The organism is Paraburkholderia sp. A3BS-1L (genome assembly GCF_051125215.1).
GTDB lineage: Bacteria > Pseudomonadota > Gammaproteobacteria > Burkholderiales > Burkholderiaceae > Paraburkholderia.
Genome location: NZ_CP120445.1, coordinates 494505 through 508602, shown reverse-complemented (window position 1 = coordinate 508602; position 14098 = coordinate 494505). Strand labels below are relative to the sequence as shown.

Below are 14098 nucleotides of genomic sequence, written 5' to 3'. Positions count from 1 at the left end.
TCCATGCGCATGCCGCACGCTAGCCGGCATTCGGCCCCGACTCTTTTTCGCTGCGCTTTTTGCGCCCCTTCATGGCGGCGGCTGCGGCGACGCCAGAAGGCCCGGTCTTGCTGGCTTCTGTTCCGGAGTCCTTGACGTTGCCTTTGCGCGGTTCGGGCACGGCGGGAGGCGGCATATTGTTGAACTTCACTTCCTCGTTTTTCTTGTCATAGTCCACTTCCACGCTATCGCCGGATTTGAGCACGTCGCCGAGTATTTCCTTCGCAAGGCGGGTTTCCACTTCCTGGCGGATTTGCCGTTTCAGTTCGCGAGCACCGAATTCCGGTTGATAGCCGGCTTCGGCCAGATGGTCGATCAGCGACTCGCCCAGCTTCAGCGTGATGTCTTGCGCGGCTGCAGCGCGAACGACGCGATCGAGCTGAATCTGCACGATCGAGCGGATATTCTCCTTCGACAGGGCGTGGAACACGATGATGTCATCAATCCGGTTGAGGAACTCAGGCCGGAAGTGGCCCTTGAGCACCTTTATCAACGCCTCGCGCACGTCCTTTTCGCTCTTGCGCTGAGCCTCCGGTTGTTCGAGGTTCTCCATGATGATCGACGCGCCCAGATTGCTCGTGGCGATGATGATCGTGTTGCTGAAATCGACCACGCGGCCCTTGCCGTCGGTAAGACGTCCGTCGTCGAACACTTGCAGCAGCACGTTATAGACATCAGGGTGCGCTTTCTCGATCTCGTCGAGCAGGATCACGCTATACGGGCGCCGCCGCACGCGCTCGGTGAGCTGTCCGCCTTCGTCGTAACCCACGTATCCCGGCGGCGCACCGATCAGCCGCGCGACGGCATGGCGTTCCATGTACTCACTCATGTCGATGCGGATGATCGCCTGTTCGTCTCCAAAGACGCTTTCCGCGAGCGCCTTCGCGAGTTCCGTCTTGCCCACGCCCGTTGGCCCGAGGAACAGGAAATTCGCAATGGGCCTGTGCTCCTGGCCGAGGCCCGCGCGCGACAAGCGCACCGCGTCGCTCACCGCGACAACCGCATCGTCCTGGCCGACCACGCGCGCTCGCAGCGTGTCCTCCATCTTCAGCAGTTTTTTGCGTTCCTCCTGCGTGAGCTCGGTAACCGGAATGCCGGTGAGGCGCGATACCACCTCGGCGACGGATGCCACCGTCACCTCCAGCGTTTCCGTGCCGGTCTTGCGCTGCCACGCCTCCATCTGCTCTTCGAGTTGTTTTTCCTTCTCGTTGATGCGCTCTTCAAAGCTCTTCGCTTCGTCGTAACGCTTGCGCGAGGACGCGTAGTCCTGTTCGCGCTTGAGCTGGACGACTTCGGCCTCCAGTTCCTGAATGTCGGCCGGCCGCGACGTGGCGCCGATGCGCACGCGCGCGGCAGCCTGGTCGATCAGGTCGATGGCCTTGTCCGGAAGAAAGCGCGAAGTGATATAGCGGTCGGCGAATTCCGCAGCGGCGACGAATGCATCATCGGAGAACGTGACCTGATGGTGCGCTTCGAGTTTGTCGCGCAAACCGCGCAGGATAACGATGGTTTGCTCGACGCTCGGCTCGGGAACGAGCACGGGCTGAAAACGGCGTTCGAGCGCCGCGTCCTTCTCGATGTACTTCTGATACTCGTTCAGTGTCGTCGCGCCGATGAGGCTCAGCTCGCCGCGTGCGAGTGCGGGTTTCAGGACGTTGGCGATGTCGAGGCCGCCTTCGCCGCCGCCTTGGCCGGCGCCGACGATCGTATGCAGTTCGTCGATGAACAGAATGAGTTCGTCCTGCTTGGCCGTCACCTCGTCGATCAATTGCTTCGCGCGCTCTTCAAATTCGCCACGGTACTTCGCGCCGGCGACCATCGAGTTGATATTGACTTCGACCAGACGTTTGCCGCGCAGCACCTCGGGGACATCGCCGTTGACCATGCGCTGCGCGAGGCCTTCGACAATCGCGGTCTTGCCGACACCCGGTTCGCCGATGAGCACCGGGCTGTTCTTCTTGCGGCGCGCCAGTACCTCGATCGTGCTTTCGATTTCCTGCGCGCGGCCGAGCACCGGGTCGAGCTTGCCCTGACGCGCGAGCGCCGTGAGGTCGCGGCCGAACTTGTCGAGGTTCGGCGTACCCGTGGGCGTTTCGATGCGCCCGTCCTCCGCGCCCTTGCCGACCACCTTGACTACTTTCTGGCGCAGCGCCTCGGGCGTCACGCCATACTTTTTCAGCAGCGTGCCGGCCAGGCTTTCCGGCACGGCGGCAAGGCCGATCAGCAGGTGCTCGGGGCCAACGTATGAATGCCCGAGATCGCGCGAGGCCTGGAAGGCAAATTGAAACGCCTTCTTCAGACGCGGCGACACGGTCATTCTTTCGAGCGATTCATCGTCGCTGGCCGCGCCATGCTTCGCGTGTTCGTCGATGTAGCTCCTGATGTCCTGAGGCGAGAGCTTCAACTCTTTGAGCAGCGCCGCGCACACGTCGGTATCGGCGAGCACGTATAGCAGATGCTCCGTATCGAGTTCGTTGCGATGCAACTCGTGCGATTTTTCGGCGGCGCGTTGCAGCAGCTCCATGGTTTGTTCGCTGAACGCGTCGGTGGCGTCGACGGACTCGCGAGGCACGCTCGCGCCCATAGCGGAATCGTCGCCGAATTCGCCTGGCATACCTGAAAGATCGCCGCCGCCGCCGAGCAGCGAGTCGAACGGATTGAGCATGCTTTGATGGCGCATCAGCTGTCGATAGTGATAATCGCAGATCGACAGCGACTTGCGCTCGCCGTTCTCGGTCACAACGACGCGCGCGATGGCGGGGCGCGCGTGGCAGATATCGCAGAGTGTAGGCATGATCGGAGTTCCTGTTTGCAAGCACCCCGGCCATCGGACGAGAGCGCGATGAAAACCAGAAGGGACAATTTGACGATTGAATTCTATTGGCGGACTCAGCCGGTGTGAACCTGCGGTCATCCGATACTTTATATCGGTGGGATATCGCTCGATGTCCCTGCTCGATAGCAGGTATCGGTTGGACAAAAAGCAACCCATAATTTCGCATGGTGCGTTTGGAGGTACGATTTCCCTGGCATGGAGACAGATGCACCGTAACGATTGGGGCGCAATGATGAAAACTGACAACGCAGCGAGTGCGCGTGGAGGAGAGCGCAAGAAGGCCGGGCCGCATCTCACTTCGCACGAGCACGTGGGGCTGAATGGCAAGATTGCCGTCGCGATCACCAATGTCGTCGGAACGATGTGGTGTGCCTACGCGTTTGCAGCGATTGCGCTGGTAAGCTCGCCGTCGGCGATTCAAAGCGGCGTTTCAGCGCTCGTTGCGTGGCTCGCCCAGACATTTTTACAGCTTGTCCTGCTTTCGGTCATCATGGTCGGTCAAAAGGTGGCGGCCGCGGCATCGGATAAGCAGGCGCTGCAAACTTACAGGGACGCCGAGGCGCTCCTGAAACTGCAGGACGAAATGCGCAGGCTCATTGAAATCAACAATGCACTCACGGAAGCTATTCATCGTGCAGTGCTGGAAATTCGAACCTCCACGGCCGGACAGCCGTCCGCGGCGGGGAAATCACGACCGCAACCTGAATGACGATGGAGACGGCGAATGGCACGAATCGAAAGTACGACGTACGAGGGGTTTCAGATAACGGCGCAATCGCGGGACAACGAGCGAGGCGGCTGGGTCGCGCATGTGGAGATTCGACACGATGGCCGCTTGTTTGCTACCTGTAGCCCGGACACCGTGCAGCCGGAATGGTTGACGGAGGCGGAGGCCAATCGTGACGGTCTGGAGCGAGGCTGCAAACTCGTCCACCATATAATGAATATTCGTGAGGATCGCTCATGGGTCGCCCTTCGCGAGCACGCCGAGTGCTGGTTTTTCAGGGTGGAATCTTCGCAGGAAGCCGAGCAGATCGTGCGCGATCTCAATGCCCGTTGATGTGACTGATTTGTGACTGATTCGTGGATGTGAACCATGCGATCCACCGCGATCGCATGGTTCCGGGTTTGCTATCGGGACAGGGTCCCGGCGATATAACTCCTGAGCGTGTCGACAACTTTACGGACCCGCAAAGAAATGGGCCGTTGCGGCTGGATCAGCAGGTTCAGCGCAAGCGCAGGCATCTCGTACTGCGGGAGCACCCGCACCAGGCGGCCCGCTTCGAGCGCGTCCTTGACGGCCGGCGCGTCAAGCACACCGAGCCCGAGTCCCGACAACACCATTTCATACATCGGACGCCAATGCGTGGTCTTGACGATCGTCCGGATAGGGACGCTATCGACGAGCGTGCCATCTCGCGAGACGGGCAGCAGGTCCGCCTCGAAAGTTCCTTTCACGCGAATCAGGTTGTGCCCTGCCAGCTCCGCCAGATCGTCGATTGCGGCGTGCCGCTGCAGATAATCCGGCGAAGCAACCAGCACGCGCTCGATGTCCCCGAGCGGCCAGGCAATGTACGCACCATCGGCCAGCTGCCCGAGACGAAACGAGATGTCCACGCCCTCGGTGACCAGATCGGCGATCTTGTCGTTGAGCACGAGCTCGATGTCGATGAGCGGATAGCTTTCGCGGATACGCTTGATGCCTTCCGGCAGCAGGGTTTCCCCGAAACAGTGCGGCGCTGCAATACGAATCGAGCCTTTCACGGCTTGTTCGTCGTTCGAAACCTCGGCCACGGCTTGCTCCACGGCGCCTAGAACAGCCTTGCTGCGCTCGTGAAAAATCGTGCCTTCGGGCGTGCATTTGAAGGCGCGTGCGTTGCGTTGCAGCAACCGGCACCCGAGGAATTTTTCGAGCCGCTCGATGCGCTCGCTCACGGCCGGCTGACCGATGTCCAGATCTCTTGCTGCGCCCGAAATGCTCCCTCTTTCTACCACTCTCACGTAAATCCGCATGGCCTCCAGCAAGTTCACATTACGTTCCTTACCGTGGCCGGCGATATTCGCGGTGCGTCCTTCAGCAAATGGCGTTGACATGAGATCCCTCGCATCGTTTAGCTCCAATTCTTGCTTGGCGTCCCTGAATGGCGACGCGTCGATGGTGTAAGCGTAAGAGGGATCACTCATGCGCTGAGCGCACAAATCGCGCTCATTAAATAGAGTACAGTTTTAATGAAATGGGCACTGCGTGAGCACAGAGATAACAGTTGGCGCTCAGGTCAGCTGATAGGGGCGAACGGGCTCGACCGGAGCAGGAACGGGGCACCCGCACAGTTCGAGAACGGAGCGCTCGATGTTGCGCGACATGGCGTCCAGGGCGAGCGCGTTGGGCGCCACGCTGAACGGATCGGCCACTTCACTTGCAATCGCTTCGAGCGCAATCAGCGTATAGGCAATGAACACGCATAGCAGCGGCGTAAAAAACTCCGTCGAATCGACCAGCCCGAACGGCAGCAAAACGCAATAGGCGTAGACGGTGCGATGCAGCAGCACGTTATACGCGAACGGGATGGGCGTCGAGGCAATCCGCTCGCACCCGCCCAGCACTTTGCCCATCTCGCCGATTTGTGCGTCGAGCATCCATAGCTTCGTATCGGATGATTGAACGCGATGCTTCGGGTTCGAGAGCTCGTGTCGTATTTCGTTGAGAATGGACACCGGTCTATAGATCTGGCCGCGCACCTTCTCGGCCTGTTCGTGGCCAAGAAGACGCTCCAGATCCATCGCGGGATCGGTGCCGCGCAACTCGTGCTTGATCGCGTAAGCGAAGCCGATAACCTGGTGCGCGATGCGCAGGGTATCCGCGCGTTCCGGAAGGTAGCAAAGAATCTGCGAAGTCAGCGTGCGCGAAGCGATCAGCAAAGTGCCCCAGAGATGTCGCGCTTCGTTGAAGCGCTCATAACTGGCGTTGTTTCGAAACGCGAGGAAGATCGCCAGCGCAACGCCGAACAGCGTGAAGGGCGCGGTGTTGAGCGGAATCTTTTCCCCAAATACGCGCCCGTGCGTGAAGACCGCGAGCGTACTCACCACGGCCATGAAGCACAGTTGGGGAATGATTGAAGACAGAACCGATCCGTTCCAGACGAACAGCAAACGGAACCAGTTTTCTCGGGGCCGGACGATCATGATGGCCTTTTACTCATTCTCACGCGCTTGAACTTCAGTGATAGCCGTGGTCGCCTTCGCGCACCTTGCCCCGGAACACGCGATATTGCATGGCGTTATAGACGAGAATGACCGGCAGCACGATGACCGTTCCCACGAGCGCGAAGAGCTGGCTCGAATGGCTTGACGAGGCGTCCCAGATCGTGAGCGAGGGCGGAATGATATACGGCCAGATGCTGATGACCAGCCCGGTATAGCCGAGAAAGCAGATCGCCAGCGAGAGCAGGAAGGGCATCGCTTCGTGGCGCCGGTTCAGCGAACGGTAGATGCCCAATGCGCACAGCACCACGAGAATCGGCACCGGCAGGAACCAGACGAGATTGCCGCTGAGGAACCAGCGTTGCCGCACGGCGGGCAGGCCGAGCACGGTCCAGAGGCTAACGGTGGCAATCGCGAGGAGCAGCACGGCAAGGAGCGGGCGCATCACCGCGCGCATCTTGCGTTGCAGCTCGCCGTCGGTCTTCAGGATCAGCCAGCCGCAGCCGAGCGTCGCATAGGTGAGCAACACGCCGAAACCGCAGAACACGCTAAACGGCGAGAACCAGTCGAACGGATCGCCCGCGAACTTGTCGTCGACGATCTTGATGCCCTGCAGGAGCGAGCCGAGCGTGATGCCCTGGCACATGGCGGCAAGCGCTGACCCGCCGATAAACGCGAGATCCCACGCATGCTGCGTGCGCGTGGCTTTCGCGCGCAACTCGAAGGCCGCGCCGCGAAAGATCAGGCCCACCACCATGAGAATCAGCGGCATGTAGTTGGCGGGCAGCAGCGTCGAGTAGACCACCGGAAAGGCACCATAAAGGCCCGCGCCACCGAGCACGAGGAAGGTTTCGTTGCCGTCCCAAACCGGCGCGACCGTATTGAGCATCACCTCGCGTTCGGCTTTTCCTTCGAAGAACGGAAACAGCAGGCCGATGCCCAGATCGAATCCGTCGAGCATCACATAAATGAAAACGCCGAGTCCGATGATGGCGGCCCAGATCACAGGAAGATCGATTTGCATGGCCTCAGTCCCCCACCACAGCGTCGAGTGCACGATTGTGCAGTCCCGGATACTTGAGCGATTCGACACTTTCGATGCCGGTAGCCGGTCCCTTCTTCATCATCTTGAGCATGTAATAGACGCCTGTTCCGAAGACGAGAAAATAGACAATCACGAAGATCAGCAATGAGACGCCGGCCTGTTGCGCGCCGATGGGCGACACCGAGTCCACGGTGCGCACGACGCCATACACGGTCCACGGCTGCCTGCCCACTTCAGTCGTGATCCAGCCGGCCAGCAGGGCCAGGATGCCCGATGGCCCCATGCAGAACACGAACCACTGGAACCAGCGTGCTTCGTAAAGGCGGCCGCCGCGACGAAGCAGAAGGCCGACCACGGCGGTCAATAGCATCAGCATGCCGAGCCCCGCCATGATCCGGAATGTCCAGAACACGATGGGCGAGTACGGACGGTCCGCGGGCGGAAACTCTTTGAGTCCGCGAATTTCGCCGTCCCAGCTGTGGGTGAGAATCAGGCTGCCGAGATGCGGCACCTTGATCGCATAGCGCGTCACTTCCGCATTCATGTCGGGAAAGCCGATCAGGTTGAGTGCGGTGCCGCCGTGCTCGGTTTCCCAGAGTCCTTCAATGGCGGCGATCTTCGCCGGCTGATACTCACGCGTGTTGAGACCGTGCGCGTCGCCAACCAGAATCTGAATGGGCGCGAGAAAGAGCAGGATCCACAGCGCCATCGACAAACTGCGCTTTACCGGCACGTCGCGCCGCCCCTGGAGCAAATGCCAGGCGCCGCAAGCAGCCACGATAAAGGCGGCGACGATAAAGGCCGCGATGGTCATGTGCGCGAGACGGAATGGGAACGAGGGATTGAAGATCACCTTGAACCAGTCCACGGGCACGATGCGGCCGTTCTGAATCGCATAGCCCTGCGGCGTTTGCATGAAGCTGTTCGACGAGAGAATCCAGAAGGTCGAAATGAGCGTGCCGACCGCGACCATGAGCGTGGCGAAGAAATGGGCTTTCGGGCTCACGCGATTCCAGCCGAACAGCATGACGCCGAGAAAACCCGCTTCCAGGAAGAACGCGGTCAAGACTTCATAGGTCAGCAGCGGCCCCGTGATATTGCCTGCAATGGTCGAAAATCCGCTCCAGTTGGTCCCGAACTCGTAAGCCATCACGACGCCCGAGACCACGCCCATGCCGAATCCCACCGCGAAAATCTTCGACCAGAAGCGGTACATGTCCTTGTAAGCCGCATCGCCCGTGAGCAGAAGGCGCCATTCGAGCACGGCAAGAAAGCTCGCCATGCCGATGCTGATCGCCGGAAAGACGATGTGAAACGAGACCGTAAATGCGAACTGCAGCCTGGCGAGATGAAATGCGTCGAAGATGTCCATGATTCTTTTGCGCTCCAGGTGACGGCTGTATTCACACGCCACAGACATTCCGGCCGGGACAACACAACCAGGCGGCGTGCCCGGCCGGACACCGCAACTGCCTGAGACTACCCTGCCGCGCGCAACACGCGCACGGGCACGGACTTGTACGAGGGCGTTCCACTCTCCTTGTCGATATAGTCGAGCGGAACCAGCACGTTGGCTTCCGGGTAGTAGGCGGCGACTGAACCGCGTGCGATGCTGTACACGATGGCGGTAATGTTTTTCAGGCGCAGCGTACGGCCCGGCGTGACCGTTTCGATATCGACGAGATCGCCGTGCTCGATGCCATACGCCGCCATGTCGTCGCCGTTCATGAAGAGCACGTCGCGCCGGCCAAACACGCCGCGGTAGCGGTCGTCCATCGCGTAGATCGTCGTGTTGTACTGGTCGTGGCTGCGTATCGTGATCAACCGCAGCACGTTCTCCGCGGCCAGCACGTCGGCGTCTTCCTTCACGCCCCCATAGACGGAGAACTCGGCCTTGCCCGATGGCGTGTGCCACTGGCGCTCGGTGGGCGGTAGCGGCAAGCGGAACCCGCCAGGCACGCGAATGCGCCGGTTGAAGTCCTCGAAGCCGGGGACCGTCTGCTCGATCAGGTCGCGGATCTTGTCATAGTCGGCGATGAGGTCCATCCATGCGACTTTCGTATTGGGCAGCGTGGCGCGCGCGATGCCTGCAACGATAGCGGGCTCCGAGCGCAACTGGTCGGAAGCGGGCGTGAGTTTTCCCGCCGACGCGTGAACCATGGACATCGAATCTTCCACGGTGATGGATTGACGCCCGCTGCTCTGCATGTCGAGCTCCGTGCGGCCGAGACACGGAAATATGTAGGTTTCCTTCGCAACCAGCAGATGCGTGCGATTGAGCTTCGTGCCGACATGAACGCTCAAGTCGAGCGCCGCCATCGCGGGAAACGACTGTTCGGAGTCGGGCAGCGCAACCGCAAAATTGCCGCCGAGGCAGAGCAGCGCCTTGGCGTTGCCGTCGATCATCGCCTGCATGGCTTGCACCGCGTCGTGGCCGTGTCCGTCGGGCGGCGTGAATCCGCAGGCCTTCTCGATCAGCTTGAGGAAATCTTTCGATGGCTTCTCGGTGATGCCCACGGTGCGATTGCCTTGCACGTTCGAATGGCCGCGCAGCGGACAAATGCCTGCGCCAGGCTTGCCGAAATTGCCGCGCAGCAACAGCAGATCGGCGATCAGGCGCACGTTGGCCGTGCCTTTGTTGTGCTGGGTGACGCCCATGCCGTACGTGACGATGGTCGCGTTCGACTTCGCATAGGCAATCGCCACGTGCTCGAGGTCGGGCCGCGTGAGGCCGCTGGCTTTCTCGATGTCTTCCCACGAGGTTGCTTCGAGGTCTGCGGCGAACGCGTCGAAACCTTCGGTATGCTGCGCGATGAACGCCTGGTCGATTACGCCGCCCTGCTCGGCCTCCATTTGCAGCAACACCTTCATGATGCCCTTGAGCGCAGCCGCGTCGCCGCCCGCGTCCAGCTGGAAGTAGGTGGATGCGATGCGGGTCGAGCCGAACGTGGCCATTTCGATCATGCTCTGCGGGTCGGCAAAGCGTTCGAGCGCGCGCTCGCGCAGGGGATTGAAGACGATGATGGGCACGTTGCGCCGCGATGCTTCGTGCAAGGTGCCCATCATGCGCGGATGGTTGGTGCCCGGGTTGTGGCCGATCGAAATGATGAGTTCGGTCGAATCGAAATCTTCGAGCGAGACGGTGCCTTTGCCGATGCCGATCGATCGCGGCAGGCCAACGCTGGTTGGCTCGTGACACATGTTCGAGCAATCGGGGAAATTGTTGGTGCCGTACTCGCGCACGAAGAGTTGGTACAGAAACGCGGCCTCGTTGGACGCGCGCCCCGACGTGTAGAACTCGACCTGATCCGGCGGGAGCGAGCGCAGGATTTCGCCGATGCGTGCGAACGCGTCTTCCCAGTCGACGGCGCGAAACGTGTCGCTTGCGCGGTCGTAGACCAGCGGGTGGGTGAGCCGGCCCATGTCTTCGAGCTCATAGTCGGTCTTTTGCAGCAGCGAGGCAACGGTGTTCGCAGCGAAGAATTCCGGCGTCACGCGCTTCGTTGTGGCTTCCCAGGTCACGGCCTTCGCGCCGTTTTCGCAGAACTGAAAGGTGGAGCGATGCTCTTTGTCGGGCCACGCGCAACCAGGGCAATCGAAGCCGTCGGGTTGATTGGTCCGCATCAGCGTAATAGGCGCCGCGATGCTTTCCATTTGATCGTGAATCGCCTGCGCGGTTGCTTTGAGTGCGCCCCATCCGCCTGCGGGACCGGTGTAGGGATGGACGCCGGGCACATCACGTAGTTTCGTCATGGGAAACTCCATTGTGTTTTCTATGCATGCGGCGCAAGGCCGGAGCCACGCTGCATCGGGACCTCACAGGTCTGAGAATCTGTAGCGTGAATTGAGTTAAGGTGAACATTGTCCAGCTCATTCTAGGGAGGCGGCGTGCTGGCGTGAACGGTTGCCGATCCGATATTAGTTATCGGTTATCGGTCGCGAAACATCTATGCACAAGCATAGGCGCTAAAAGCGGCATCCATGACATACAGAATTCATCTGCAACCTTGAGTACAGTTTCGCCCGGCACAGTACACTGCACGAACTGTGCTGCAAGCGACCACTGGGGAGATCGCAGTGAAACTTTACGAAAAGCTCGCGGACGATATCGAAACGCTGATTCGCAAAGGCGTTTATGGGCCAGGCGACCGCGTGCCTTCGGTGCGCCAGGCGAGCCAGCAGCACCGCATCAGCATCACCACCGTGATTCGGGCGTACTTGCTGCTGGAAAGCCGGGGGGTGCTCGAGAGCCGCCCGCAGTCCGGCTATTTCGTGAGCGCGCGCATGGGCGCAGCGGACGTGCATTCGGACGAACTGCGCACGAGCCGGCCGATCGCGGTGTCGGCCACGGTGGACGTGAGCCGCCTCGTGCTGTCCACCTTGCGTTCCATTGGCACCGACGACGCCGTGCCGCTCGGTTCGCCGTATCCGGATCCGCAGCTTTTTCCCTACGAAAAGCTCAATCGCTATGCGTCGGCAGCGGGACGCAGGAAGTCACTCTGGGGCGTCACCAACGCGCTGCCGCCGGGCACACCGGAACTGGTTCGCCAGATCGCCCGACGCTACCTCGAGAACGGCATGGCCGTGGACCCCAACGAGATCATCGTGACGGTCGGCGCGACGGAGGCGATCAATCTGTGTCTGCAGGCGGTCGCCAAGCCGGGCGACGTGATCGCCGTGGAGTCGCCCACGTTCTACGCCATGCTGCACGCCATCGAGCGATCGGGCATGAAGGCGATCGAGGTGGCGACGCACCCCGAGTACGGCATCGAAATCGAGGCGCTGACGAAAATCATTGAAGCGGGGCCGATTGCTGCTTGCATGGTGATGCCGAATTTTCAGAATCCGCTCGGGTTTCAGATGCCTGACGAGCGCAAGCGCGCACTCGTCGATCTGCTCGCCAAGGCGGGCATTCCGGTGATCGAAAACGGCGTTTACAACGAGCTGTATTTCGGCGACTCGCATCCCACTACGCTCAAATCCTATGACAAGAAAGGCACCGTGCTGCACTGCGGGTCATTTTCGAAAAGTTTGACAGCGGCGTATCGCATCGGCTGGGCTTTGCCGGGCCGCTATCGCGACGAGGTCGAAAAGCTGAAGTTTCTGAATACCCTGACGACTTCGGTGATTCCTCAACTGGCCATTGCCGAATACCTCGAGCGCGACGGCTACGAGCATCATTTGCGGCGTATCCGCAAGAACTACGCGCAGCAGGCCAATCTGATGAAGTCGATGGTCACGCGCTTTTTTCCGGCGGACACGCGCACGTCGACGCCGATGGGCGGGTACGTGCTATGGATCGAGTTGCCGGCGCAAGTGGATTCAATGAACCTCTACCAGCTCGCTCTGGCGCGCGGCATCACGATCGGACCGGGTTATATGTTTTCCGTGTCGAACAACTATCGCAACTTCATCCGGCTCAATTACAGCACGCCATGGTCGCCGGAAATCGAGCAGGCGGTCATCACGGTCGGAAAGCTTGCAGCATCGTGCGCGCGCCAGGCGTAAGCACGCGCCTTTACTTCTTCATCATGGCCATCACGAGAAAGTGAAACGGTAGCGTAAGTAAAGCGGTTGCGCCGAATCCAACGCACCAGAGAATGACCGTCCACTTCAGGTCGCGCAGAAGCGGGTGCCGCCGGTCCTTATGTTCACGTGTCACTTTCGGCTCCCGTTGGTTCGTCATCCGTAGAGGGATTATGGCACCGTCGTGCGCGGCCGATCAATCGCATCGAACCGAACGGGCTTTGAATTGCCGGCTTTGCTCAGGCGATTTGAAGTATCGGAAAATAGCAGGTCGATTTTTTAAAAACTGGCGAGACAGCGCACGGTTGCGAAGGCAATCCAGACGGCGAGCAACGTAACGCACCGGGTTGCGGTCGATTCAGAACTTCTTAAGTTCAGGCAAGAAAAAGCTGAATGTACAGGGATTGCTGTGCCACCTAACCTTGCACTCCATAAATCGATGGCAGGCAAGAGAAAGAGGGGGGGTGAATATCGGGCCATGCGGTGCATGACCCGGCCCGTCTCCGGCGGCGGAGACCGATCCTTATTGGGAGCAGCAATGTACGCGGAAAGTATCGACCTGTTTGCGAAAAGAGGCGCCAACCGTGCGTCGACGGCGCTGCATGCGCCTCTGGCGTTTCTGATTGGTGCTGCGATGGCAGGCGCCTATATCGGCTTCGGTGACATTCTGATGTTTACGGTGGGTGCGCACGTCGATCCGGCTTTCGTGCATCTCGTGATGGGCGCGGTGTTCGCCTGCGCGCTCACCATAGTTGTGTTCGCCGGCTCCGATCTGTTCACGGGAACGGCCATGTATATGCCGCTGGCCCTGTTGCGCGGGGAGACCGGAGTGGGCGGCCTGCTGCTGGTATGGATAGCGTCGTGGACAGGCAACCTGTGTGGCGCCATTGTGCTCTCGGCCATCTTGCTTGCGGGCGGCGGCGGCGTGCTGTTGACCGATGGCTCAGCGGTATTCTTCAAGGCCGTGGAGGCAAAGATGGCGGCCCCGGGCCTCGTGCTCTTCTCCAAGGGCCTGCTTTGCAACTGGCTGGTGTGCCTCGCGATCTGGATGGCCGCTCGCACGAAGAACGATGCGGCAAAGCTCGGACTCATCTTCTGGCCCATCTTCGCATTCGTGGCCTGCGGCTTCGAGCACAGCGTGGCCAACATGTTTGCCTTCGCGCTGGCGCTGATGGCCGATCACCCCGCGTCGATCACGCTCGCCGGAGCGATCCACAACGAAGTTTTCGTGACAGCGGGGAATATCGCCGGCGGAGCGGTTTTCATGGGCCTCGGCTACTGGCTGCAGGAAGGCGGCATCGGCCACGCCTCGAATGCGGCCACACCGGCGTCGGAAGGCGCCGGTACCTGAGTTATCCGAACGAATGTACGCCGTTGCGCCGGTCCCGGGCAACGGCGGTTTCGTCGTTTCAAATCCGATTACAAGTATCGGCGACGTAGTCGATTCAAAT

General features: G+C 60.4%; 11 protein-coding genes. 4 read left to right on the top strand and 7 right to left on the bottom strand.

The features are described from left to right. Positions 1-19 precede the first annotated feature (19 nt). Positions 20-2833, bottom strand: coding sequence for an ATP-dependent Clp protease ATP-binding subunit (locus tag P5W99_RS33015; RefSeq protein WP_434666556.1), 2814 nt, complete (start codon positions 2831-2833; stop codon positions 20-22). Positions 2834-3104: 271 nt separating this feature from the next. On the opposite strand from P5W99_RS33015, the gene P5W99_RS33010 reads away from it, so the two are divergent. Next, on the top strand, positions 3105-3584 hold the full coding sequence (locus P5W99_RS33010) for a hypothetical protein (protein ID WP_434666553.1): 480 nt from the start codon (positions 3105-3107) through the stop codon (positions 3582-3584). A gap of 15 nt (positions 3585-3599) precedes the next feature. Beyond that, positions 3600-3935 carry a DUF6566 family protein gene (locus P5W99_RS33005; protein ID WP_434666550.1) on the top strand — a complete coding sequence of 112 codons (336 nt, stop codon included), beginning with the start codon at positions 3600-3602 and terminating at the stop codon, positions 3933-3935. A 71-nt stretch (positions 3936-4006) separates the two neighbouring features. Here P5W99_RS33005 and P5W99_RS33000 read toward each other — a convergent pair whose 3' ends face one another. From P5W99_RS33000 to P5W99_RS32980, 5 genes are all read right to left on the bottom strand, one after another. Next, positions 4007-4906 carry a LysR family transcriptional regulator gene (locus P5W99_RS33000; protein ID WP_434666616.1) on the bottom strand — a complete coding sequence of 300 codons (900 nt, stop codon included), beginning with the start codon at positions 4904-4906 and terminating at the stop codon, positions 4007-4009. Between the two features lie 240 nt (positions 4907-5146). Then, complete coding sequence (locus P5W99_RS32995; protein ID WP_421028743.1) at positions 5147-6058, bottom strand: bestrophin family protein; 912 nt, start codon at positions 6056-6058, stop codon at positions 5147-5149. Between the two features lie 34 nt (positions 6059-6092). Further along, positions 6093-7100: a cytochrome d ubiquinol oxidase subunit II gene (cydB, locus tag P5W99_RS32990; RefSeq protein ID WP_421028742.1), complete on the bottom strand. Its 1008-nt coding sequence runs from the start codon at positions 7098-7100 to the stop codon at positions 6093-6095. 4 nt (positions 7101-7104) lie between these two features. After that, a complete protein-coding gene (locus P5W99_RS32985) occupies positions 7105-8493 on the bottom strand; it encodes a cytochrome ubiquinol oxidase subunit I (RefSeq protein ID WP_421028741.1) in 1389 nt (462 codons plus the stop codon). Positions 8494-8600: 107 nt separating this feature from the next. Further along, the gene (locus tag P5W99_RS32980) at positions 8601-10874 is read right to left on the bottom strand and encodes an FdhF/YdeP family oxidoreductase (protein ID WP_421028740.1); all 2274 of its coding nucleotides are present in this window, start codon (positions 10872-10874) and stop codon (positions 8601-8603) included. Between the two features lie 324 nt (positions 10875-11198). Between P5W99_RS32980 and P5W99_RS32975 the strand changes: the two genes are divergently transcribed. After that, entirely contained in the window at positions 11199-12629 is a 1431-nt protein-coding gene (locus P5W99_RS32975) for a PLP-dependent aminotransferase family protein (RefSeq protein WP_421028739.1), read from the top strand. Between the two features lie 10 nt (positions 12630-12639). Here the strand turns inward: P5W99_RS32975 and P5W99_RS32970 are convergent, their stop codons facing one another. Continuing rightward, positions 12640-12783, bottom strand: coding sequence for a hypothetical protein (locus P5W99_RS32970; protein ID WP_421028738.1), 144 nt, complete (start codon positions 12781-12783; stop codon positions 12640-12642). Between the two features lie 402 nt (positions 12784-13185). On the opposite strand from P5W99_RS32970, the gene P5W99_RS32965 reads away from it, so the two are divergent. Continuing rightward, positions 13186-13998, top strand: coding sequence for a formate/nitrite transporter family protein (locus P5W99_RS32965; RefSeq protein WP_421047460.1), 813 nt, complete (start codon positions 13186-13188; stop codon positions 13996-13998). Positions 13999-14098: the final 100 nt, after the last annotated feature.